Below are 23945 nucleotides of genomic sequence, written 5' to 3'. Positions count from 1 at the left end.
TGTCCCGCGTTGCAAAGCGTCAGCGCATTATTGGCGCTTGGACGGGCCGGCGTCGAAATCATGCTCGGCTGCCTCACGCTCATGGCGATCGAGCGCTGTGCAAAGCATCAATGCGATCATCTCGACCGTCGCGTCGGCATTTTGCGGGCGGTGTTGCGGATTGAATGCCACGCCGATGACAATCGCGTGGTCGGCCTTCGTGGGCGCTGGCCAGAAATCGAACCTCGACTGGTCAAAGGGATAGACGCCGGCAGTCACGACTTCATTCGAAGCGGCCGCCATTTTTGCCGCTTCCATCTCGAGCTTTGTGAGCTTTTCCTCGCCTTCAACTTTCGATGCTTCGTCGCCGTCTATGAAGACGAGCGTGACGGGGAGATCAAAAAGCGCTGTCAGGACTGATCGTGTGATCTCAGTCGCTTGCCGCGCAGATCTCACGGCGAGCATTTGTCGAGCGTACACCCTCATCTTGGCCTGATAGAAATGGAGGCGGTCAAGTTCGGCGGAATCGTGCCGCTTCGTTGCTGCAATCGTGCTTGTGATGCAACCTATGACGAACAAGAGCGCAATTGCCCAGATGTTGGAGGTATCGGTAACGGCGAGAGAGAAACGAGGCTCGGTGAAGAAGAAATTGTAGGCGAGGGCGCCGAGAAGTGCGGAAAGCAGCGCAGGGCCAAGACCGAAGGCGACGCCGCTGGCGACGACGGGCAGAACATAGATAAGCGACAAATTGGGTATCGCTTCGTAACGATCAAATCCGGCCGCGATTGCGGTGGCCATACCCGTCATGACCAGTGAACCGAGATATTGGATGACCGAAGGGATGCCTGAAAGGCCGATATCGCGCGTCACGGGATTTGCCATTGCGCGACCTGCGGCGTCATCAATATGGTTGTTCATCGACATGGCCGGATTCTCCTTCACAATGAAGGTGGATCATCGGGCATTTGAATTCCATGCGGAAATCCGCAGCGCTTTATAAGCATTTCATAAAGGCGTGGCCGCGGCGGGTCATGACGAGAGCCTTCGCGCGCTCGCGAAGGCTCTGACCGGCCCCAGGAACCTCCGCGCGTTGCCGAAAGCACCTACCCCGCTGAAGCAATGTGCGGGCGCAGGAATGGCCGCCCCCGCCATTCAGAGGATATTGGTGAGAAACCGATCGACCCGCGTTTCCTGCTTATACAGCGATTTGACAAGAGCGGCCGCGAGCGTCGCGGTCAACGCGCCTCCAATAATATCACTGACATAGTGGGTGCCGAGATAGACGCGCGAGAAGGAAACGAGGAGGGCAGACAGGAGAAAGAGGCAGCCTTGCCTCGCGCGATTATGAAACAGGAAGGCTGCCGCAATCGCGAAAGACGCCGTGGCGTGATCCGACGGGAAGGAAGGATCACTGCTGCGCTCGATCAAGATCCGGGTGATGCCGGCGTCATATGGTCGGATGCGCTGCACGAAGAGCAGGATAACTTGATTGATCGCAAGTCCGATCAAAAAGCTCAGGCCCGCGGCAATCAGGACGTGGCGCGTTTTAGCCGGCGGGGAGCCCGTCCACCATTGAGCAGCAACAGCAAGGACGAGCAGAGGTACGCCGTAGACCGAGAGCATCATCATCGTCTGGTCGAAACCTCCGGTCCCGGACAGGCTATTGATCCATCCCGTGATGGCTGCATCGAGTGCGTACATTGGGTCTCCTATCGTCTGGCGATGGGATGCAGCACTTGACTGACAGCTGCCTGAACTATCGAACAGCTATTGCGTTGCCGGGTGGCTCGGGAGCGGAAGCTAATGCGATGCCCCGAGCGATGCCTCATTCTTCGCGAGAATGAAATCCGCGCAGCGCTCGGCGATCATGATGGTGGGCGCATTGGTGTTGCCGCTGACGAGGGTCGGCATGATCGATGCGTCCGCAATCCGCAAGCGAGGAACCCCGACGACGCGCAATTGAGGATCGACCACCGCCATCGCATCGCGGCCCATCTTGCAGGTGCCTGACGGGTGATAGACGGTCTTGGCGATGGAACGGGCGTGGTTTGCGATGGCTTCATCGGTCTGTGCGCTGTCGCCTGGGGCAAGCTCGCCGAAACCGAGCTTTTTCATTGCGGGCGCTGCGAGGATTTTTCTGCCAAGCTTGATGCCGCGCACCAGCGTATCGACATCGGCTTCCTTCGTCAGATTATTGCCGACGAAGATGATGGGATCATCGGCGTTCCGGGTTCTGAGCGATATCTTGCCTCGAGCCTCCGGGCGCAGGATGCACGGATTGATGGATACCCCGTGCCCGTCCATCTGGCCGCGCGATGCATCGCCGACAAGGGCCGGCGTGACATGAAACTGAATGTCTGGCCGCCCGCAGCCCGAAGTGTCGATAAAGCCTCCGCTTTCCACGACATTGGACGCGAGCAGGCCTGACCGGTTCAGCGCATATTGCAGTCCGTTGATGGCGGCGCGGAACCCTCGGTCCTGCCCCTTCAGCGAAATTGGTCGGTCGGTGATGCCGTAGACCGATGCGGTGATATGGTCCTGGAAGTTTTCGCCGACGCCGGGCAGATCGCGTAAAACAGGAATGCCGAGCGAAGACAGGCGTTCCGCCGGACCGATACCGGAGAGCATCAGGAGTTTGGGCGTTGCCAACGCGCCCGCGCACAGAATGACTTCTTCCGCGGCTTTGGCCGTATGCTCGACGCCGTCGGTGGTTCTATAGACGATGCCCGAGGCCGCGCCGTTTTCCATCAGGATGTTCTGGACGGCACTCTCCGTGCTGATGGTCAGCAATGGCGAGTTCCGGACGGCTTTGAGGTAGGTTGCCGCCGTCGAGCCGCGACGCGCCTGGAACGTCGTCGTCTGATAGAAGCCGATGCCTTCCTGCGACGCGCCATTAAAGTCATGGGAGAAGGGCAGGCCGACTTCCTGGGCCGCTCGCACGAAAGCAGAACTGATCGGATGGCGAAACCTCGGTTCTGACACCTTCAGCGGCCCACCCGTGCCATGATAGTCTCCCGCCAGTGTTTCGTTGTCCTCGCAACGCCTGAAGATCGGCAGCACGTCGTCAAATCCCCAGCCATCGCAACCAAGGTCGCGCCAGGTGTCGTAATCCTGCGCTTGGCCGCGAATATAGATCATCGCGTTGACCGAAGAGCCGCCGCCGAGCGTGCGGCCCTGTGGAACCACCAGCACACGGCCGTTTGCGCCGGGCTCGGGTTCGGTCTCGTACATCCAGGTCCGCTTCGTGCCGAGCACCCGCACGAAGGTCGCGGGTATATGGATAAACGGCGTATTGTCGCGTGGCCCTGCCTCCAGCAGGAGCACGCGCTTGCCTGCCGAGACCAGCCTGTTTGCGACGACGCAGCCCGCAGATCCCCCGCCGACAATGATGTAATCGAAGACCTTCATTCGCAGTCAGCTCCTCCGCCGCGCGTGACAAGAGACTGCGCCGTTCGCCGGCGCAGGAAAAAAGCGGTGCCTCAGGCGCCGATGTGGCTGACGAATTTCACGGTCTGATAGGCGTCGAGACTTTCCGCTCCGCCCTCGCTGCCGTATCCGCTTTCCTTGATGCCACCGAACGGCGTTTCCGCGGCAGCGATACCGAAGTGGTTGATCGAGACCATGCCGGCTTCGAGTTCGGCAGCGAAACGGTCGGCGGTCGCAAGCGAACGGGTGAATGCGAAGGCAGCAAGACCAAAGGGCAGGCGGTTGCTGCGTTCGATCGCCTCGTCGATGGATCCGACGCGCACCAAGGCGGCAACCGGACCGAACGGCTCGTCGTTCATGATGCGTGCGGTTTCCGGCACATCGGACAGGACGGTGGGCTCGAAGAAGAAGCCTGCATTGCCGATGCGCCGTCCACCGCATTCCAGTTTGGCGCCGGCCGCGACAGCATCCTCGACGAAGCTTTCCATGGCATCGAGACGGCGTGGATTGGCAAGCGGTCCCATCTGCGTGCCATCGGCAAGACCATCGCCTACTTTCAATGCCTTAGCGCCGGCAATGAAACCATCTCGGAAGCTGTCGTAAACCGAATCTTCGATGTAGAAGCGTGTCGGCGAGGCGCAGACCTGGCCGGCATTTCGATATTTCAGCATGACGCCGAGTTTTATCGCGGCGGCAACGTCCGCATCTGCCGCAACGATGTAAGGTGCGTGACCGCCGAGCTCCATTGTCGAGCGTTTCATATGCGAAGCCGCTTGCGCTGCGAGCGCTTTGCCGACCGGAACCGAGCCGGTAAACGTGATCTTGCGGATTGTCGGCGCGGCGATCAGATAGTCGGATACTTCGGCAGGCACACCGAAAACGATGTTGATGACACCGTTCGGTACGCCTGCCTCCTGAAAGGCCCTCGCCAGCTCGATGCAGGCGGAAGGTGTCTCTTCCGGCGGCTTGGCTATGATCGAGCATCCGGCGGCAAGCGCCGCCGAGATCTTGCGTACAAGCTGATTGATCGGAAAGTTCCACGGCGAGAAGGCGGCGACGGGCCCAACCGGCTCCCTGATTACCATCTGGCGTGCGCCGGGAATACGGGCCGGAATGACACGCCCATAGGCACGACGTCCCTCCTCAGCATGCCATTCGATGTGTTCGGGAGCGGCATTGGCCTCGCCACGCGCCTCGGCAAGCGGCTTGCCCTGTTCCCGTACCATATGCTGGGCGATCGTTTCGGCACGTTCGCGTACGAGGCCGGCGGCGCGAAGCATGATGCGGCAGCGCTCGAGCGCCGTCATCTTCCGCCATATCTGGAAGCCCTTCTGTGCTGCGGCAAGCGCGTCGTCGAGATCCGCGCGTTCGCAGATCGAAAGCTCTGCGATGATCTGTCCGGTGGCGGGATTCTTAACGGCGGCGGTGCGGCTTCCAGAGCCGGCACGCCAGGCGCCGTCGATCAATAGCGGTTTACTCAACATGGCTTATTTTCCTCGGATTGCTTTCGGAAATGGGCGTTGGCAGGGCGCTCAGGACTTGCGCATATTCGGCTGCGATACGGCGGACGATCTCCGCGGCTGGGAGAACCTCGGAAACAAGGCCGGTACTCTGGCCCGCCTCGACCTTCCCTCCGCTCACATCGCCGTCGAAGGCGGCGGCCTTCAGCGAACTGGCGATGAACAACGCCTTGCGCTGATCGTCGGAAAGCCCGTCGGCTTCGGCTTTGGCCATCTCCTCGGCAAAGCGATTGCGAACGACCCGGATGACGCCGAAACCACGGCCGACGACCATCGTGTCCGCGACGCCCGCCTTGACCAGCAGATCCTGATAGGCGGGGTGCAGCCGTGCTTCCCTGGACATCATGAAGCGAGAGCCGAATTGAGCAGCGCCGGCGCCGAGCGAAAGCGCGGCGGCTAGACCATGGCCGTCGGCAAAGCCACCGCTCAATATCAGCGGCATGTCCGGGACGGCTTTTGCGATCGCGCGACCGAGGACAAGGGTCGAGACAAGCTCCGGCGGCGGATGGCCGCCTGCCTCGCCACCAACGGCGATCAGTCCGTCGACGCCGGCGTCGGCGGCCTTGCGGGCATGCACTTCGCCGGATACGACATGCAGGCAGATGGTTCCGACAGCCTTGAAGCGGTCGACGTACTTCTTCGGGCCGCCCTGTGAAGCGATCAGCACCGGAATGCGCTTTTCGATCAGCATGTCCATGATCGCCTCGGCGCCTTCGCGATAAAGCGGCAGGTTGACGGCGAAGGGCCTCTCTGTCCCGGCCTTGATCTCGTCAATCGCCTCTTCGAGATGATGTGGGAACATGGGGCCAGCCGCGAGCACTCCGAGGCCACCGGCATTGGAGACTGCGAGCGGCAGCGCGGAGTTCGAGGACGCCCAGGACATGCCCGCCTGTATGATCGGCAGATCGATGCCCAGCAATTTGGTGACACTGGTTTCGATGCGCATAACTATACCTCGAGGCCCGCGAGCCTGCGGGCATGGGCGGCAAGCTGCTTCTTCTGGATTTTCGAACTGGCCGTCATGCCGATCGACTCGAAATCGGGCACGATCCAGACGTGCCGAGGGACCTTGAAACCGGCCATTTCTCGCTTCGACCAGTCGATGATCTCGGTGGGCGTGGCCACGCAACCTTCATTCAGGATGATGAAGGCAGCGGTTACCTCGACAAGCCGTTTGTCGGGTATGCCGACGACCGCTGCCTGGCGGATGAGCCTGTTCTGGTGCAGCACGTTTTCAACGTCGGCGGGCGAGACATTCTCGCCGCCGACGCGGACGATATCCTTGGCGCGGCCGAGGAATTTCAGGCGACCGGCGGCATCGAGTTCGCCAAGATCGCCCGTCGACAGCCAACCCTCGCCATCGATCGCTGCGGCGGTTTCCTCCGGCTTGTCGAAATAGCCCTTCATCACATTCCAGCCGCGAACCTGGATTTCTCCGGTCTCGCCGGTGTCTCCAATGCGGCCGTCGTCGAGGCGGATGCGCACGTCGACACCAGTCTGCACACGCATTGCGGCGCTGACGCGAATTTCCTCCGCTTCCCACCAGCAAGATTGCGAAACGTTGGGGGATGCTTCCGACAGGCCATAGCCGACGACGCACTCGCGGGCACCGAGTTCATCGATGACACGACGGACGATGGTCGGCGAGGCGGCGAGCCAGGCGCCGCGAAGGCTGAGGCGACGTTGCTGCAGATCGGGATGCGACAGCAGCATCAACGCCATCGTGTCGTTGCCCGAGAAATGCGTGCAGCGTTCCTCCTCCATCAGGCGCAGCGCCTCGCCGGGCTCGAAGCGCTCCATACTGACGAGCGTGACGGCGTGCTGAAGGCAGGAGAGGATTGAGAGCGTGGTGCCGGCAACGTGGAAGAACGGGCGGGCGCTGTGAAACCGGTCGCCGGGCCGCAAACCCATCCGCATGCCGGACAGGTAGCCGTTTGGCAGCATGTTGCGATGTCTGAGCAATACACCTTTGGGGAAGGACGTGGTGCCGGATGTATATTGGATCAGCAGGATGTCGTCAGGTTCGTCACAGGGCGCGATCGGTTCCGCTTTTTTCGCGCAGAGGTCGGGCCAGCTGGTAGCAGCTGCGGGCACGTCTTTGCCGAGCACCAGGATCCTCTGCAGATCGGGCAAGGCGTCATGAGGCAGGCCGCCATCTATGCTCGGGCAGATCTCCCGGAGCATTCCGATGAAGTCGATCTTCAGGAAGCGATCACACGTGATGAACGTGCTGACCCGCGACTGCCTCAAGGCATAGGCCATCTCGGCGGCGACGAAGCGGGTATTGATCGGCACCGTGACGGCTCCGAGCGAGCCGAGCGCAAGAAATATCACGACCCAGTCGGTTGAATTGCCAAGGCACAGGCCGACGTGGTCACCTCTACGAACGCCTGCGGCTGCGAGCGCTGCGCGGGTATCGTCAACCTTGCCGGCGAGTTCGCGAAAGGTCAGTCTGCCGCCGGCAGCAACGATCGCTTCGACATCGGGCGCAACGGTCGCTGCGCGCCGCAGGGCTGAAGAAACCGTAAGCGGGCAAATTTCCGCAAGATCAGAAATGCTCATTTGCCACCCTTGTTGCCAATCGCTTCAGAAAATTTTTCGATGCCGGATCGCCATCCCCCGTCGGCAAGGCAGCGTTCGATTGCTGCCATTTCGATGCGGATGCCGTTCGCGAGATTCGTCTCGTGGCCGAGGTCCACGGCCTGCTTCGTCAGTGCCATCGCGAGCGGTGGAGCAGAGGCAACGCTTTCGGCGATTTCCTGTCCCACCTGCGCCAATGTTTCGTCGGGTACGATCCGAGCGACCAATCCCCGCCGATAGGCTTCTTCGGCAGGCATCGTGCGGCCGGTGAACAGCAGTTCCTTTGCGCCCATGCGGCCGATGACGCGTTGCAGCCGCTGCGTGGCGCCTACCGTTCCCCATTGCGGTTCGGGGAAGCGAAAGGTGGTTTTTTCCGTGGCGACGACGAAGTCGCAGCTCATCAGGATTTCACCGCCCGAGCCAACGACCGGGCCTTGCGTGAGGGCGATGACGGGCTTGCCGCAGCGCCCGATCGCATCATATGCGGCAAAGGAGGCATGTCTGCGGGCGATCACCCAGGCTTCATCCTTGCCGGCTCGCTCTTTCAGATCGGCGCCGGCGCAGAAGACCGGCCCATTCGCCGACAGCAAGACGACGCGGATATCGGGCTGAGTATCCATTCGTTGGAACGCCTCGCGAAGCGCAACGCACATTTCCAGATTAAGTGCGTTACGGGCCTGTGGCCGATTGAGAACGATCCGGGCGATCGCACCATCCTGCGTCACCGATACGGCATCCTGGGTTGACGTCATTAGATGACCCCCTCGCTGCGGAGCGCGCCGATATCGGCGTCGCTCAAATTCAATTCGTCCTTGAGCAGAAATTCGGTGTCGGCACCGAGCAGCGGCGGGCAGCCGATCTCCGGCGGTTCGAAGCCATCGAAACCGATCGGCGTGCGCAGGGCTGGGAATTCTCCTTCGGTCGGGTGAACGAACGATCCGACCACTTCGCGAGCCTGCATATGGGGATCGTTGAGGATCTCCCTGACAGTGTTGACTTCGCCCGCAGGAATGCCAACTGCGCGCAGCGCCTCCGCGAGCTCTGCCCGCTCGCGTGCGGCAATCGCCGTCCTCATATTGTCCATCACCCGCTTGCGGTTGGCGACGCGCCCGGCATTCGGCGCCAACACAGGGTCTGACGCCAGATCGTCGAGCCCAAGCACTCGGCACATAGGCAGCCAATGCTGATCGCTGCCGCTGATGTGGAGCCATCCGCCATCGCGGCACTGGAATGCGGCCGAGGGTACTCTGCCCGGATGTTCGGTGCCGGATCTCGATATGTCTTCGTTCAGTGCGAAAAGCCGCGCCGCGGCAAGAGCGAGAAGGCTCGCCTGAATATCCATCATGGCGAGATCGATATGGCAACCTTTCTGGCTGCGTCCACGCCCCACCAGCCCGGTGAGAATAGCGATGGCGATCCACAGGCCAGCCGTCATATCGGCAATCGGTACGCCGGTCTTCGCTGGTGGTGAGTCCGGATGGCCGGTCAGGTGCATCACGCCGGACAGCGCCTGGAACACGGTGTCGTAACCTGCACGGTCGCGATAGGGGCCGGTCTGACCGAAGCCGGTGTTGGACACGTAGATCAGTCCCGGATTGAGCGCCGAGAGGCGGGCATAGCCGAGATTGAAGCGGTCCATATCGCCGGGCAGGAAGTTCTCGAGCACGACATCGTGGCGCGCGGCAAGCCGGGCGGCGATATCCTGAGCCTTCGGCGACTTCAGATTGAGCGTGAGCGATTGCTTGCCGCGATTGAAAGCGAAGAAATAGGCGCTTTCGCCACCCGGAAGCCGGGGTTCGAAGAGGCGGGATTCATCTCCGCCTTTCGGTCTTTCTACCTTGGTGACCGTCGCGCCGAGTTCGGCCAGGATCTGCGTTGCCATCGGGCCGGCCAGAACGCGCGAGAAGTCCAGGATGCGAATGCCGTCGAGCGGTTTCATTTCGCCTCCCTACGGAAGCTGCGCATCTTCGCGTTGAGCTCACGGCCTGCGACCATCGCCTCGTCGTAGGGAAGGTCGCCAACCCGGTAGTAGAGGGACTTGGCGGCAGCCATGGCAAGCGGATTGGCCGCCGCCCAGGCTTCGGCAATCTCGAGCGCCGCATCAAGCAGTGCATCCGGTGCGACGACACGATTGCACAGGCCAAGGGAAAGCGCTTCGTCGGCACCGATCAACCGTCCGAGGCTGATCATTTCGAACGCTGCCTTGCGACCGAGCGACCGTTGCAGCCCGGTCATGACCAGGGCCGGGACAATCGAGTGCTTCAATTCCGGATAGCCGAATTTCAGGTTGGTGGCGGCCACCATCATATCGCAACCGATGGCAAGGCCGGCGCCTCCGCCGATGGCCGCCCCTTGCACGGCCGAGACGATCGGTTTGGAAAGGCCCTGCATCATAGCTTGCGTCCGGCACGTCAGATCGGCGCGCCTGTCGACGAGATCCTGGTTGTCCGGGGTCAGCGTGTCGAATTCGGCGAGGTCGGCGCCGGCGCAGAAGCCGCGGCCACTGCCGGCAAGCACGATTGCACGGATTTCCGGGGCGCGATCCGCTTCGAGCAGCGCATCATGGATCGCCTGCGTCAGTCCGGTGTTCAATGCGTTGAGCTTGTCGGGTCGGTTCATCGTAATGATGCGAACCGCGCCGCGGCTCTCGACAAGAAGAATGGATGTGTGTGGTTCAGTCATTTCCCGATCCTATGCTGCGAAATGGCCGTAGCCGCTGCGTGCGACCCTGCTTAGCAGTTCGCGCCCGAGGATTGCCTCGCAGAGGCGGGAAGCCTCCTGCAGCTTCGAGAGGTCGAGGCCAGTATCGATCCCTTCCGCCTCGAACAGGTTGACGAGATCTTCCGTTGCCACGTTTCCCGTATAGCCCTCGCCGTAAGTGATCTGCGTGGGATGACCGCCAACGCCGCCGATTGCGCTGTCGAACCAGCGGCATCCAGCTTCATGGGCGGCAAGGCAATTGGCAAGCGCGGTGCCGCGGCTGTCGTGAAAATGCGCGATGGCCGTCACGTCCGGCAGTTCGCGCATGATTCGTTCGAAAAGGCCGTGCACGCTGCTTGGCGTTCCGTGGCCGGTGGTATCGCAGACTGAGACATGGGTGACGCCGAGTTCCGCAAAACGTGCGAGATCGGCAAGCACGGAGTTAGGATCCACCTTGCCCTCGAAAGGGCAGCCGAGCGCCATGGAAATCACGCCGATCAGACGGAAGCGACCGGCGGCGAGATCAACCATTTCGGCGACGTTTGCCCATTGCGCGTCTCGTGTCGTTCGCAGGTTGCGCTGCGTGTGTGATTCAGTCGCAGAAACAAGAAGGCTGATCTCATCTGCGCCATGGCCGGCCTCCAAGTCAGCGAGCGCGCGTCGGACTGCTTTTGGATTAGGGCAGGTGGCCTTGTAGCTGGATCCCTGCCGCTTGCGGATGCCTGCCAATATCTGGGACGCATCGGCAAAGGCGGGGACATGTACGGGGCTGCTGTAGCTTGTCGCCTCGATGCGCGGAAAGCCCGCAGCCGAGAAGGCGTCGATCAGCGAAATCTTTTCCTTGGTGGAAATGGCGGCGGCTTCGTGCTGCAGCCCGTCACGTGCAAAACATTCACAGATTATGACCCTGGCCGACATGCCTCACCTCCATCCGACTGTTGGTAGAGATGGATTTATTTGTTCACATTGTCAACTAAATTTCTTCTGGAAAATTTCCGCGCACCTCATTCCTCCTCCATGCTGCGGAGATCCGACTGGGAGGCGGAGCTTCGCAGCTCGTGATAGTATTTGCTGCTTGTCCGGGTGACGCGGCGCAAGAGTTCCACCAGAATTTGCTGTTCTGCATGGCTCAATGTCGAGAGCATTTCTTCGTTGCGCTGGAAGGAATCGTCCAGAATCTTGCGTGAGAGATCCAGGCCCTCGGGGCTGAGTGTCAGTAATATGCTGCGGCCATCATCCGGATTGGCTGTTTTGGCGATATATCCCCGTTCGATCATTGTCGAAACGGTGCGGCTCATCTGGCTTTTGAGTAGGCCGCTGTGCTTTGCCAGCTCCTGCAGGGGCACTTCCCCCAGATATTTGAGGACGGCCAGGACGCGCCATTCCCGCGGTGTGACGCCGTATTTCGGTCGTATCGACAGAGCTGCGATTCGCGTCGAAAGCCCCGCCAACCGCTGCAATTGAAACGAAAAAAGGTCGCGAATATCTGCTTCCTTCGCTGTGTCGCTGGCGTGTCGCTCGAAGTAGTTGCCGGATTTCGCTTCAAGTTCGTCGCGGTTTCGCACTCTGCATTCCTTTCATGGGTCTTGTTGTGTTCCGGCGTAGCGAAACTTTGCGCTCTCTGCCATGTCGTCGCAAAATGTCGCATCAATATAGTTGACAAGGTGAACGATATAGTTAAGTCTGTGAACTAGATTGGCATGGTGCTGTCGACTTGTCGACCGTGTCGATCCCGTCAGGGGAACGACGGGACGCCATTGGATCTGTCTCTTGGGAGGAGCAAGCATGATTTCGCTTCGGCATAGAGTGGCCGGACTATTGGGTGCGGCGATGATGGCTTTACTTGCGGTTCCGGCTTCGGCTGCGAATACGACGCTGACCATCGCCGGCTTTGGCGGCAACCTGCAGACCGATCTGCGCAAAACGATCTGGCAGCCGGCGGCCGATGCCGCCGGCGTTGATCTGCGAGAGGAGACGCATGACGGGCTCGCCGCAGTCCGCGTTCAGGTCCAGTCCGGCTCTCCGACTTGGGATGTCGTCCATCTCGGTGCCGACGAATGTGCCGTCGGCGGCAAGGAGGGACTGTTCGAGGCGCTCGACTATAAGGTCATCGACACCAATGGCTTCGACAAGCTCGCCTATGGCGACAACTGGATCGCGACCAACACCTATTCGGTCGTGCTCGCCTGGCGCACGGATGTCTACAAGGACAAAAAGCCCCAATCCTGGAAGGATCTCTGGGATGTAAAAAACTTCCCCGGCCGTCGCGCGCTCAGCACCTATCCGCAGGAGATGATGGAAATCGCCCTTCTGGCCGATGGTGTCGACAAGGACAAGCTCTATCCGCTCGATACCAAGCGTTCTCTCGCATCGCTGGACAAGATCAAGAAGGATGTCGCGGTCTGGTGGTCTTCGGGCGCCCAGTCGGCGCAACTCATCAAGGACAAGGAAGTGGACATGATGGCGATCTGGGGCAGCCGCGTCGCCAACGTCATCACGGATGGCGCACCGGTTGAATATACCTATCAGGATGCCATTCTTGGCTATGGCTGCCTGGCCATCCTGAAAGGCTCGCAGCATGTCGCCGCGGCGCAGAAGTTCATTGCAGGTGTCGTGTCACCCGAAGTGCAGGCGCGAATTCCGGAAATGATGCCTTACTACGGTCCGACCAACGCCAAGGCCTTCGAGGTCAAGAAGTTTTCGGCGGACGTTCTTGCGAAGTCGAACATGTCCCCCGAAAACGTCAGGAAGCAGACTTTTCTGAATGCCAATTGGTGGCGGGATAACAATGCCCTCGTGCGCGAGGACTACAGCCTGCTGATGTCGAACTGACGCATATCGAATACGGAGAATGGCAATGACATCGGGTTCGGTTTCGATACGCCAGATTTGCAAGGCCTACGGAAGCTACCAGGCTCTGAACGGCATATCGCTCGACATCGCCGCCGGAGAGTTTCTGACGCTCCTGGGTCCGTCAGGCTCGGGCAAGACGACACTCCTGAATGTCATTGCCGGCTTCGAACGGCCGGATAGCGGAAGTCTTCTCGTCGATAATGCGGAATTCATCACCAAGCCGCCGCACAAGCGCGATCTGGGCATGGTTTTCCAGAATTACGCACTCTTTCCGCATATGGATGTCTTTGCGAACGTGGCCTATCCACTGAAGTTGCGGAAGGTCGAGGCCGGGACACTCAAGTCGAAGGTGATGAAGGCGCTGGAGACCGTCCATATGGCGCATCTTTCCGGCCGACGGATCAATGAGCTGTCGGGCGGGCAGAGGCAGCGCGTGGCTCTGGCGCGCGCCATCGTCTTCGAGCCGAAGCTGTTGCTGATGGACGAGCCGCTCTCGGCACTCGACAAGAACCTTCGCGAACACATGCAGATCGAGCTCAAGCGTCTGCATCGCAGACTCGGCATGACGACGGTTTATGTCACCCACGACCAGCAGGAGGCATTGACGATGTCCGATCGCATCGCTGTCCTGGACGGCGGCCGCATCATGCAGCTGGACTCGCCGAAGAACATCTATGATGCGCCGAACAGCAAGTTTGTCGCCGGCTTCATGGGCGATACGCGCTTCGTTGCGGTGAGGGGCAATGGTTCGACCTTCCTGCTCGATGGGCGGGTGTTGAGGCTTGCAAGAGAGCCTCAGATTGCAAGCAATGACGCCTGGCTCATGGTTCGTCCCGAGCGGCTGCGCTGGCAGGGCAATGCCGAGCAGGACAACCGCATAGAAGGGACAGTGACCGACGTGACCTATCTCGGTGACAGTTACATGGTGTCGCTGGAGCTGCGCGAGGATACCGAAATCTCGATCCGGCACACTGGCAGCGAGACGGTTGCCTTGCCGGCTCCCGGTGACCAGCTGGCACTATGGATGTCGCCCGAGGCAAGCGTCGTCGTCGAAGGAGCCCGCCTGTGACGATGGTCGATGCTAATGTCATGACATCACGGCTCAATATCGGTGTGCTGCAAAGCTCAAAGCGCAAGACCGGATTGATCTTTGTCGGCCTGTCGCTGCCGGCGTTCTGCCTCGTGACGGTCATTTTGATCATCCCCTTCGCCTGGCTGGCCTGGATGTCGCTCTACGATGCCTCGGGCGCGCTTTCGGCGGAAAACTATGCACGCCTGTTGCGGCCGGCCTATGTGGACAGCTTCCTGACGACCTTCAAAGTGGCGGCGATCGTCACCGTCGTCTGTGTCGTGCTCGGCTATCCTGTTGCCTATCTTCTGTCGCAGCTTTCCGACCGAGCGGCGCAGATCCTGATGATATTCATCATCCTGCCATTCTGGACGTCGGTTCTGGTGCGCACCTACGCCTGGCTCGTGCTGCTGCAGCGCCAGGGGCTGATCAATACCTGGCTCGTCAATCTCGGCCTCATCTCGGAGCCGCTGCCGCTGGTCAACAATTTGACGGGTACGATCATCGGCATGGTCCATATCATGCTGCCGTTTCTGATCCTGCCGCTGTATGCGTCGATGAAAACCATCGATCCCGTTCTGATGCGTGCAGCCGCCAATTGCGGGGCCTCTCCGGCGCAAGCCTTTCGCCAGGTTTTCCTGCCGCTGTCGCTGCCGGGCGTCGCCACCGGCGTCGCGCTGATCTTCGTACTGTGCCTTGGCTACTATCTTACGCCTGCCTTGCTGGGCGGCGGCCGCGTCGCGATGTGGTCGACCCAGATCGCCGACATGATCGCTAAATTCTCCAATTGGGGGGCGGCCAGCGCGCTCAGCGTCGTGCTGCTCGTGGTCACGGGCGCGATCCTCTGGATCGTCAGCGCGCTATTCAAGGCCGCAAGCGTCACAAAGGGGGGCGTGTAATGTTGAGAGCTCCGGCTACGTCGACCCAGATCACCCATACGGACCGGCTCTGGCTCTATGCTATCGTCGCGCTGATCCTGGCGTTTCTGATCATACCTTGTCTGATCGTCATACCGATGTCCTTCTCGGAGTCGCAGTACCTTGAGTTTCCGCCGCGGGCCTGGAGCCTGCGCTGGTACGATGCCTTCTTCTCGTCTCCGGAATGGCGGCAGTCGGCCATCGTCTCATTCAAGGTTGCCGGCGCCACGACGGTGCTTGCGACCCTGCTCGGGACGCTCGCCAGCTACGGGCTCTTCAAATCGACCAGCATTTTCAATGCTGTGATCAGGGGCGTTCTTCTGTTACCGATGATGGTGCCGTTGATCTTCGTTGCGATCGGCGTGTTCTTCGTCTTTGCGAGAGTAGGAATGAACAACACGCTGACGGGGCTGATCCTGGCGCATACGACGCTTGCCATCCCTTTCGTCATGATCGCGGTTTCCAACGGTCTTTCAGGGTTCGACATGAACCAGGAGCGCGCGGCCCGCAGCCTCGGAGCGTCGCCAGCATATGCTTTCTTCACCGTCACCCTGCCACAGATCAAGATCTCCATTCTGTCGGGCATGCTTTTCGCCTTCATCACCTCGTTCGATGAGGTGATCGTCTCGATGTTCGTGTCGAGCGGTGCGAATTCGACCCTGACAAAACGCATGTTCGCCAACATCCGCGATCAGGTCGACCCGACGGTCGCTGCCATCTCGTCGATGCTGGTGGTGGCATCGATCATCATTCTGATCGGCGCCCAATTCATCCGACGGCCGAAAACCAAGGCGGCCGCTATTTAATATGACGGCCTGCTCGGCCGTGTTCAGGAGGAAATCATGCTTCATAATTCACTTCGCATGCGCGACATCGCCGTGCAGATCCATCCGCAGACCAATCTGGCTCTTCACGAAAAGGTTGGTCCGACGATCATGGCTCGCGGCGAGGGCGCCTATGTCTACGACGATGAAGGCAAGCAATATATCGAAGGCATGTCGGGCCTGTGGTGTGCTGCACTCGGGATGAGCGAGAAGCGTCTTGTCGATGCCGCCACACGCCAGCTCAACACCTTGCCCTACTATCAGAATTTTGCCCACCGGGCGACTGAGCCGGGCATCGAGCTTTCGGATCGGCTGCTGCGCCATGCGCCCGTGCCGATGTCGAAGGTTCTGTTTCAGAGCTCCGGATCGGAAGCGAACGATACGGCCGTCAAGCTCATCTGGTATTATTTCCATTCGCAGGGCCGCTCGGAAAAGAAAAAGATCATCGCCCGCAAGCGTGGCTATCACGGCACCTCGATCGCGTCGGCCAGCATCACCGGCCTGCCGCATCTTCATCGCGACTGGAACCTGCCGCTCGACGGCTTCCTGCACGTGACTTGCCCGCATTTTTACCGCGAGGGACTGCCGGGTGAGACCGAAGAGGATTTTGCGACGCGCCTTGCGGAAGAGCTCGATGCACTGATCGTTGCCGAAGGGCCGGAAACGGTCGCTGCTTTCTTTGCTGAGCCTGCTATGGGGACTGGTGGGGTTGTGCTGCCTCCGAAGACCTATTTCGAGAAGATCGAGAGGGTCTTGAAGAAGCATGATGTGCTTCTTGTCGCGGATGAAGTCATTACCGGTTTCGGCCGCACGGGCAATTGGTGGGGAACCCAAACCTATGAGATGCACCCGGACATCATCACCTGCGCGAAGGCGCTGACCTCGGCCTATATGCCTCTGTCTGCCGTTCTGCTTTCGGAGCGGATCTATGAGGGGATGCGGGCGCAAAGCGAGAAGATCGGCGTGTTCGGCCATGGTTATACCTATGGTGCACATCCGGTCGCCTGCGCGGTGGGTGTAGAAACGCTGCGCATCTATGAGGAGGAAGGCGTCATAGACGGCGTCAAGGCGCTCGGCGACCATATGGGCAAGCTCTTCAGCCCGCTGATTGATCACCCTCTCGTTGGTGAAGTTCGCGGTGTCGGCCTGATGTGGGGTGTGGAACTCGTACGCAGCAAGAAAACCCGCGAAGCCTTTGCTCCCGAGCTCCAGTTCGGTCTCGGAGTGCAAAACCACGCCTTCGAGAATGGTCTCGTTTGCCGTTCGCTCGGCTCGGCCATCGCCTTCGCACCACCGCTGATCTCGACGACTGCGCAGATTGAGCAAATCTCCGACCGCTTCAAGCGTGCGCTCGACACGGCGCTCGACGATTATACTCGCACCGGCGGCAAGCTCGACTGAGAGCCGATCAAGGAGGGAAGCCAGATGCTGGCCGTATTCGATGATCGTCAGTCTTTGCACCGGCCGTTGACCCGGCTGGCGGGAGGTAGGCTCGCGCCGAACCCGGAACAGCCGGATCGCATCATCATGCTCAGGCAGGGCCTTGAGATGTTCGGCGCCAAACTCGTTGCGCCGGCTGAACATGGAGGCGACGTCATTGCCGCCGTCCATGATGCCGATTATCTCGACTTCCTGCAAAACGGGTTTGCCGAATGGCAGAGATCTCCGGCCAACGGGCCGGAGATGCGCGCCAGTGTGCATCCGACTGTTCATATGAACCGCAAGCCGGTCGATATATTGGGCCGCGCCGGATACTTCCAGGCCGACGCCAGTTGCGTGCTCCTCGAAGGGACGTGGGAGGCCGTCAAGGCCAGCGCCAACACGGCAGCCGATGCGATGCGGCGGGTCTTGGACGGGGAGGAACGTGTCTATGCCCTCAGCCGTCCGCCCGGCCATCACGCCTATGCCGACAAGGCAGGCGGCTTCTGCTACCTCAACAATACGGCGATCGCAGCCGAGCTCGTAGCGCAGAAGGGGTTGCGCGTTGCGATCGTCGATGTGGACGTGCATCACGGCAACGGCACGCAGACCATCTTCTATGATCGTTCGGATGTGTTGACGGTTTCCGTGCACGGGGACCCCGCCCATCTTTATCCCTATTACTCCGGCTATGCGGACGAACGAGGCGTCGGGCGTGGTCACGGGTTCAATCGTAATATCCCGGTGCCGCTTCTAAGTGACAGCGACGTCTATCTGGATGCCGTGGGTCTTGCCTGCGATACAGCGGCTTCATTCGCGCCGGATGTGATGATCGTCGCGCTCGGCCTAGATGCCTCGTCGGACGATCCGTTCGCTTGCATGAAGGTCGATGAAGACGGCTTCAGGCGCATGGGGGAGCGGCTGGGTAAACTATGCCGGAAGACTTTGGTGGTGCAGGAGGGAGGCTATCCTTCGCCGCGGCTACCGAACCTGCTGCAGAGCTTTCTGATCGGCTTTAACGCCTGATCCGACGCGTCGGCGGTTGCGCGTCGCGCCCGTCTGACCTCAATCAAAAGTGGAGGAAACGATGGTGGAGCTTGCACCGCGAGCGACGGCGATCAGCCATGTCCGTGATCTTGCATACAAAAAGGTCGCCTGGCGCATCATGCCTCTTATCATGTTATGCTACATCGCCAACTACATAGATCGGACGAATGTCGGCATTGCGCAGATCCATATGCGAACCGACCTCGATTTCTCGGACGAGGTCTACGGAATCGGAGTGGGCCTTTTCTTTGTGGGCTTCATTCTCTTCGAGGTGCCAAGCAACCTCCTTCTTGCCCGTATCGGCGCGAGGCGAACCTTATTGCGTATCATGGTCGGTTGGGGGCTGATGACGTCGCTCACCATGTTCGTCCGGACACCCTACGAGTTTTACGGCGCGCGCATATTGCTCGGCATGGCCGAGGCGGGGTTCTTTCCGGGCGTGCTTCTCTATCTGACCTATTGGTTTCCATCGACGAGGCGCACGAAGATAACCGCGCTCTTCTTCCTGGGACTTCCCATTTCCGGTATCGTGGGATCGCCGTTGTCGGGCTGGATCATGCGCACCTTCGATGATGCATTGGGGTTCCAAAGCTGGCAGTGGCTGTTTCTTCTCGAGGGAATACCTGCCGTGCTGCTGGGTTTCGCGGCATTTTTCTGGCTTCAGGACAGGCCGGCCGATGCCGCGTGGCTGACAAAGGAAGAACGAGCCGTCATCGAAGCGGACCTTGCCGACGAGCGCCGGCAGAAGCAGCAGGGAGAGCGTGAGCATGCATCGGGACTTCGAAAAGCACTCAGCGATCCGCGCGTCTATATCCTCGGCTTGATCGGTTGTGGCACCTATACGCTGGCCAATGCCGTATCCTTCTGGTCACCCCTCTTGATCAACGCGTCCGGTGTGAAGGAGGTGCTGGACATAGGCCTGCTTGCGGGGCTTCCGCCGATCGTCGGTATCGTCGTCATGATCCTGGTCGGAATCCATTCCGACAAAACCCTTGAAAGACGTTGGCATGCCGCCGTTTGCGAACTGATCGGCGCCGGAGCGCTTGTCGCCCTGTCGTTTTCCATCGGTCAACCCGTGCTCACCATGGTCTTGATCGCAGTCATGACCGCTGCGCACTACAGCGGCCTTACGGTCTTCTGGTCCATTCCGTCGGTCTATCTCTCGGACGAGGCGAAGGCGAGTGGGATCGCCATTTCGACGGCGATGGGTTCAGTCGCCGCCGCCGCGACACCGATGATGCTTGGTTATATTCGCAGTGCGACCGGGTCGCTCTCGCTCGGCTTGCAGATTTCGGCGGCGATCATAGCGATCGCGAGCCTGATCCTGCTGATCGGCATTCCAGCCTCGGCGCTGCGCGAGAGGCACCGGTGATCTATCGTCGGCGCTTCATCGATTTTCAACCAGCGAGGGACTGATGGAATTTCCCGCCTCTTCCGATCAATGGACCCGGCTCGACAGCCAAGGTTTTTCTGCGTTGGTCGGCCCGATCTTCGGCCGGATCGAAGGTGATGGTCGCAGCCTTTATCGCCTTGATCCCCAAGAACATCATCGAAACAGGAGCGGTGTCGTTCATGGCGGTGTCATCATGACGCTGGCCGATATTGCAGCCGCCAACACCTTGCGAGGAGCGGCACCGGATTGCGGCTTCACGACTGTCCAGACGGATGTTCACTTTATGCGTGCCGCCTCCGTCACTCTGCCGCTGACCTGCGAGTGCGTTATCGACAAGCTGGGGCTCTCTTTGGCGTTCGTGGAGGTCAGGTTAACATCGGATGAGCAGGCCGTTGCAATAGTTCGAAGCATCTGGCGTATCACTGAAAAGAAAGGCGTGTGGATTGCGATCGAAGCTTCCTGACCTGGCTGGCGATTGGCCTTTACGGTTTCGCAAAGGGTTTGCAGATGCACCGGGCACGACCGGCATCTGCCGGAACCGTCTCCGATTCCCGAGTTGAATGCTCGATATTAGGCTATGGAGGCCGACTTCCTGATGTGTGGTGCCGATAGATGGTTTCTAATAAAAACCATCTATCGGCGACCCTTCATGTTTTCTGCGCGTCAGTTCGGGCGCATTATGTTAGGATCGGCGGATGAAATCCACGATGAGGCTTGCCACGTTTTCCGGCGCATCTTCGAAGCAATAATGTCCGACGCCGGGGAGGCGTTTGATCGGGGCTTTCGGGAAGATCGCGGCAAACAGCGGCAGGAAATGTTCGGCGGCTAGTGTGCGGTCGGCCTCTCCCCAGATTGCCAATGCCGGCTTGGCGCGGATAGCCTGATAGGCGGCCGCGTCGGGCGTCTCGAACTTGTGAGCTCCCGTGGCAAACCCTTTAGCCCAGCCGATTGCGCCGAGGCAGTCTGCCGGCGTCGCGAACGGCGCCGCATAGGCGGACAGCCACTCGTCCGTGATGATCGTGTGGTTCTCAAAACCGTTCAGCTTCAGGGTGCTCAGAATGTTGAAGGAAAGCTGCGCAAGAACTGCGTCGAGGCTACCATCTTCGTTGGCCTTTCTGGTCCACTCGAACCAGGGGGCAGCACCCGCATTGGCAATGATCCGATCAAATAGATCAGGTTGGCCAAAAGGCGTCGGTGCGTTTGCCGAAATCACGCTTCGGATTCGGTGCGGCTGCCGGCTCGCCAGACCCATGCCGACAGGACCACCGAAATCGTGCATGACGAGAGTAACGTCGCGCAGGTCCAGCGCAAGCACAAAACTCTCGAGATTGTCGATGTGATCCTGAAGCCAGTAGGTGCAGTCTGTCGGCGTCTCGCTTTTGCCAAAGCCCATATGGTCGGGAACGATCACACGGTGTGTTTGAGCCGCGATCGGGATCAGGTGGCGGAACAGGTAGCCCCAGGTGGGCTCGCCATGCAGGCATAACACCACGCCGCTATCTCGCGGTCCTTCATCGATGTAATGCATGCGAAAGCCGGGCGCCTCGGTGTAGTGCGGCGAAAATGGAAACGTACCGCCGAATGTTGCATCGGATATACTCATGGAATGGCTCTCTCTTTGGAGCGGCTGCGTGCCGTGATCGTCACGCAGCTCGCGTTCGGGCGGGCAGTGCTATCGTTGCGCGAAGTGCTGCTAGAGCGCAGCCGCGAAACGCCTGATATGGGCGGCGATCGCCTCTGATTGCTCCTCGAGCGCGAAATGACCTGTGTCGAGCAGATTGAAGTCGATCTTGGTCAGATCCCGTCGATAAGGATGAGCGCCCGAGGCCGGAAAGATGTCGTCGTTCTGACCCCAGGTGATCAGCGTCGGTGGTTGATGCTTGCGGAAGTACTCATGCCATTCGGGATAGAGAGCCGGATTGGTTCGATAGTCGTAGAGGAGGTCGACCATGATATCCCTGTTGCCGGGTCGATCCAGAAGCGTCTTTTGAAGGACCCAGCTGTCCGGGCTTATCGTCGAGATATCCTTGACGCCATGCGTGTAGTTCCACTCCAGCGCCTCGTCCGACATGGCCGCCTCGCGTATTCTTTGGAAATTTTCCGGCGAGGGGTCGCGCCATAATGCTTTTGGCAGTTCCCAGAAGCTTTCGGGCAGGCCTTCCTCATAGGCATTGGCATTCTGCACGATCAGAAACGAGACCTTTTCAGGGTGCCGCGTCGCGAGACGAAAACCGACCGGGCCGCCGAAATCCTGCATGTAGAGCGCGTATTTGGTGAGGCCAATCTTGTCGGTAAATCCTTCCATCACGTCTGCCAGGTGGTCGAATGTGTAGGGGAATAGCTCCCGCGATGGCGCTTCGCTGTGGCCGAAGCCCGGGTAGTCGGGGGCGACGAGATGAAACTGATCGGCCAACCGATCCATCAACTCGCGGAACATGAAAGAGGATGCGGGGAAGCCGTGCAAAAGCAGGATTGTTGGGTGATCGGGGTTTCCGGCCTCTCGATAGAATATCTCAACCCCGCCAACATCAATTCGGCGATAGTGCGTCATGTGAACTCCCGTTCTGCAGTCGCCTCATTGGCGACTGTTGTGGTTGCATAGTGAAACCACGAAATGGCTATCACTTGCGGTTTTAGTTTGCAACCTCTATGTTCGAAATTAGCGTCGGCCGCGAGAAGCGGTCCAGGCGGCGATGCATGGAGCGCGGGTCGAGCGAGAAATGGCAAAGAGAATTAGTCACAGGGATTCAATGTGCGGCGTCGCCCGACCTTTGGACGCGATTGGCGATTGGTGGTCGCTGCTGATCATCCGTGACGCCTTCAATGGCCTGCGGCGTTTCGGCGAGTTTCAGAAGAACCTGGGGCTTGCGAAGAACATTCTCTCGGCTCGGCTGCGCAATCTGGTGGCGCACGGCATCATGGACATAGAGCCGGCGTCGGATGGCAGCCCCTATCAGGAATACGTACTCACGGAGAAGGGTCGGGGCCTTTTCCCGCTTCTGGTCGCTCTGCGGCAATGGGGTGAGGACTTCTTCTTCGAGCCGGACGAGAAGCATGTTCTTCTGGTCGATCGCAAGGTCGGTATGCCTGTGCGAAAACTTGAGTTGCGCTCGCAGGATGGCCGTGTGCTTGGCCCTGAGGACACGGTGGTGACGTGGCCGCCGGAAACTGGCGACCTCGAAGCCTGAACGCCTAAGCCAGGGCGCGAGGGTAGGTTTCGCCATGCCCATCCATTCTCCGGGCCGGGAACAGATTCTGGGCCATGAAGTCGATGAAGGCGCGAACCTTCGGCAATATCTGCGGGTTCGATGGCCATAATATTCGAAGCGGAATGGCGTTGTCCCAATCCGACCACTCGTCCAGCACGGTCGTCAGTTCGCCACGCGCCAATGCCGCTTCCACGGCAAAGTCGGAAAGGCAGGCGATGCCCAAGCCTTGCAGAGTCATATGCAACAGTACTTCGATATTGCCGCAGCTCATGCGGGCGGGCAGGCGTATGTCCACATCCGCACCGGCCCGTCGCAATGGCCATCTCTGAACCTGCCCCGTGGTGGGGAAACGGTAGAGCAGACAGGCGTGTTGCGCGAGCTCTTCCGGCTGCTTGGGCGTGCCGTGGGCTGCGAGATATCCGGGCGTGGCGACGTAGAGAAAGCGACTCTCACCCAGAAGTCGGCTCATCAGGCGTGAGTCACTCGTCCCCGTCCCGCCTCGTATCACCGCGTCGAAACCCTCGCCGATCACGTCGACCAGGCGGTCGCTGAAATCCAGGTCCAGCTCGATCTTAGGATAACGCTCGGCGAATGCGGCCAATACGGGCTGCATCAGGCCGCTCACCATCGGCAGGCTGACGCGAAGCCGGCCGCTGGGCTCTGAAGAGGCATCCATCAGCTCGCGTTCGGCTGCGGCAAGCTCGTCGACGATCCGGCGGCAGCGCTCCAGAAACAGACCGCCTTCCGTCGTCAATGCCACCTGCCGTGTGCTGCGTTGGAACAGGCGGACTCCAAGTTTTCGCTCCAGCCTGGCCACGCCCCGGCTGACGGCCGGCGGTGATATCCCCAATCGTGCTGCTGCGGCGGCAAAGCTGCGGGTTTCCGCGACGCGCATGAAGATCGTCAGACCGCTGAGGCTATCCATGTGTTTTAATCATATCATTTGGGTTATCAATGAAGTGATTATTGGGCCATTTATCTCCAATTACAACAAAAATAGCATGAATAT

General features: G+C 60.0%; 23 protein-coding genes. 9 read left to right on the top strand and 14 right to left on the bottom strand.

The features are described 5' to 3' along the window. Positions 1-27 precede the first annotated feature (27 nt). The 11 genes from ACIQJ2_RS07850 to ACIQJ2_RS07800 form a co-directional block, all read right to left on the bottom strand. Positions 28-903 carry a DUF4118 domain-containing protein gene (locus tag ACIQJ2_RS07850; RefSeq protein ID WP_400668510.1) on the bottom strand — a complete coding sequence of 292 codons (876 nt, stop codon included), beginning with the start codon at positions 901-903 and terminating at the stop codon, positions 28-30. A gap of 228 nt (positions 904-1131) precedes the next feature. Continuing rightward, positions 1132-1680 (bottom strand): phosphatase PAP2 family protein, encoded by a 549-nt coding sequence (locus ACIQJ2_RS07845; RefSeq protein ID WP_400668508.1) that lies wholly within the window; start codon positions 1678-1680, stop codon positions 1132-1134. Positions 1681-1779: 99 nt separating this feature from the next. After that, on the bottom strand, positions 1780-3387 hold the full coding sequence (locus ACIQJ2_RS07840) for a GMC family oxidoreductase (protein ID WP_400668506.1): 1608 nt from the start codon (positions 3385-3387) through the stop codon (positions 1780-1782). 71 nt (positions 3388-3458) lie between these two features. Then, on the bottom strand, positions 3459-4889 hold the full coding sequence (locus ACIQJ2_RS07835; protein WP_400668504.1) for an NAD-dependent succinate-semialdehyde dehydrogenase: 1431 nt from the start codon (positions 4887-4889) through the stop codon (positions 3459-3461). Further along, complete coding sequence (locus ACIQJ2_RS07830) at positions 4879-5871, bottom strand: NAD(P)H-dependent flavin oxidoreductase (protein ID WP_400668502.1); 993 nt, start codon at positions 5869-5871, stop codon at positions 4879-4881. Before ACIQJ2_RS07830 ends, ACIQJ2_RS07835 begins: the two co-directional genes overlap by 11 nt. 2 nt (positions 5872-5873) lie before the next feature. Then, a complete protein-coding gene (locus ACIQJ2_RS07825; RefSeq protein ID WP_400668499.1) occupies positions 5874-7487 on the bottom strand; it encodes an AMP-binding protein in 1614 nt (537 codons plus the stop codon). After that, complete coding sequence (locus ACIQJ2_RS07820; RefSeq protein WP_400668496.1) at positions 7484-8257, bottom strand: enoyl-CoA hydratase/isomerase family protein; 774 nt, start codon at positions 8255-8257, stop codon at positions 7484-7486. The genes ACIQJ2_RS07825 and ACIQJ2_RS07820 overlap by 4 nt, the downstream gene beginning before the upstream one ends. After that, positions 8257-9444 carry a CaiB/BaiF CoA transferase family protein gene (locus ACIQJ2_RS07815; RefSeq protein ID WP_400668494.1) on the bottom strand — a complete coding sequence of 396 codons (1188 nt, stop codon included), beginning with the start codon at positions 9442-9444 and terminating at the stop codon, positions 8257-8259. The genes ACIQJ2_RS07820 and ACIQJ2_RS07815 overlap by 1 nt, the downstream gene beginning before the upstream one ends. After that, complete coding sequence (locus ACIQJ2_RS07810) at positions 9441-10187, bottom strand: enoyl-CoA hydratase/isomerase family protein (RefSeq protein ID WP_400668492.1); 747 nt, start codon at positions 10185-10187, stop codon at positions 9441-9443. Before ACIQJ2_RS07810 ends, ACIQJ2_RS07815 begins: the two co-directional genes overlap by 4 nt. Before the next feature lie 9 nt (positions 10188-10196). Beyond that, the gene (locus ACIQJ2_RS07805) at positions 10197-11123 is read right to left on the bottom strand and encodes a hydroxymethylglutaryl-CoA lyase (RefSeq protein ID WP_400668489.1); all 927 of its coding nucleotides are present in this window, start codon (positions 11121-11123) and stop codon (positions 10197-10199) included. A gap of 86 nt (positions 11124-11209) precedes the next feature. After that, positions 11210-11770 carry a MarR family transcriptional regulator gene (locus tag ACIQJ2_RS07800; RefSeq protein ID WP_199146084.1) on the bottom strand — a complete coding sequence of 187 codons (561 nt, stop codon included), beginning with the start codon at positions 11768-11770 and terminating at the stop codon, positions 11210-11212. A gap of 220 nt (positions 11771-11990) precedes the next feature. On the opposite strand from ACIQJ2_RS07800, the gene ACIQJ2_RS07795 reads away from it, so the two are divergent. The 8 genes from ACIQJ2_RS07795 (at position 11991) to ACIQJ2_RS07760 (ending at position 20190) form a co-directional block, all read left to right on the top strand. Further along, positions 11991-13037, top strand: coding sequence for an ABC transporter substrate-binding protein (locus ACIQJ2_RS07795; RefSeq protein ID WP_400668486.1), 1047 nt, complete (start codon positions 11991-11993; stop codon positions 13035-13037). Positions 13038-13062: 25 nt separating this feature from the next. Then, a complete protein-coding gene (locus ACIQJ2_RS07790) occupies positions 13063-14127 on the top strand; it encodes an ABC transporter ATP-binding protein (RefSeq protein WP_400668483.1) in 1065 nt (354 codons plus the stop codon). 2 nt (positions 14128-14129) lie between these two features. Beyond that, the gene (locus ACIQJ2_RS07785) at positions 14130-15026 is read left to right on the top strand and encodes an ABC transporter permease (RefSeq protein ID WP_400668712.1); all 897 of its coding nucleotides are present in this window, start codon (positions 14130-14132) and stop codon (positions 15024-15026) included. Beyond that, positions 15026-15850 (top strand): ABC transporter permease, encoded by an 825-nt coding sequence (locus ACIQJ2_RS07780; RefSeq protein ID WP_400668481.1) that lies wholly within the window; start codon positions 15026-15028, stop codon positions 15848-15850. The genes ACIQJ2_RS07785 and ACIQJ2_RS07780 overlap by 1 nt, the downstream gene beginning before the upstream one ends. 36 nt (positions 15851-15886) lie before the next feature. Then, positions 15887-17269: an aminotransferase gene (locus tag ACIQJ2_RS07775; protein ID WP_400668478.1), complete on the top strand. Its 1383-nt coding sequence runs from the start codon at positions 15887-15889 to the stop codon at positions 17267-17269. A gap of 24 nt (positions 17270-17293) precedes the next feature. Continuing rightward, positions 17294-18313 (top strand): histone deacetylase family protein, encoded by a 1020-nt coding sequence (locus ACIQJ2_RS07770; RefSeq protein ID WP_400668475.1) that lies wholly within the window; start codon positions 17294-17296, stop codon positions 18311-18313. Positions 18314-18374: 61 nt separating this feature from the next. Continuing rightward, positions 18375-19706 (top strand): MFS transporter, encoded by a 1332-nt coding sequence (locus ACIQJ2_RS07765; RefSeq protein ID WP_400668472.1) that lies wholly within the window; start codon positions 18375-18377, stop codon positions 19704-19706. 43 nt (positions 19707-19749) lie between these two features. Next, positions 19750-20190 carry a PaaI family thioesterase gene (locus ACIQJ2_RS07760; RefSeq protein WP_400668469.1) on the top strand — a complete coding sequence of 147 codons (441 nt, stop codon included), beginning with the start codon at positions 19750-19752 and terminating at the stop codon, positions 20188-20190. A 219-nt stretch (positions 20191-20409) separates the two neighbouring features. On the opposite strand, the gene ACIQJ2_RS07755 is transcribed toward ACIQJ2_RS07760, so the two are convergent. Then, a complete protein-coding gene (locus ACIQJ2_RS07755; RefSeq protein ID WP_400668466.1) occupies positions 20410-21330 on the bottom strand; it encodes an alpha/beta fold hydrolase in 921 nt (306 codons plus the stop codon). A 90-nt stretch (positions 21331-21420) separates the two neighbouring features. Continuing rightward, positions 21421-22278: an alpha/beta fold hydrolase gene (locus ACIQJ2_RS07750; RefSeq protein WP_400668463.1), complete on the bottom strand. Its 858-nt coding sequence runs from the start codon at positions 22276-22278 to the stop codon at positions 21421-21423. A gap of 169 nt (positions 22279-22447) precedes the next feature. Here ACIQJ2_RS07750 and ACIQJ2_RS07745 point away from each other — a divergent pair, with 169 nt between their 5' ends. Then, positions 22448-22915, top strand: a complete 468-nt coding sequence (locus ACIQJ2_RS07745; RefSeq protein WP_246761820.1) for a helix-turn-helix domain-containing protein — start codon at positions 22448-22450, stop codon at positions 22913-22915. A 4-nt stretch (positions 22916-22919) separates the two neighbouring features. Here ACIQJ2_RS07745 and ACIQJ2_RS07740 read toward each other — a convergent pair whose 3' ends face one another. Beyond that, positions 22920-23861, bottom strand: a complete 942-nt coding sequence (locus ACIQJ2_RS07740; RefSeq protein WP_400668461.1) for a LysR family transcriptional regulator — start codon at positions 23859-23861, stop codon at positions 22920-22922. Positions 23862-23945: the final 84 nt, after the last annotated feature.

The sequence above is a fragment of the Rhizobium sp. NPDC092011 genome, assembly GCF_044756305.1.
Taxonomy (GTDB): Bacteria; Pseudomonadota; Alphaproteobacteria; order Rhizobiales; family Rhizobiaceae; genus Rhizobium.
This window is presented reverse-complemented; position numbering and strand designations above follow the sequence as displayed.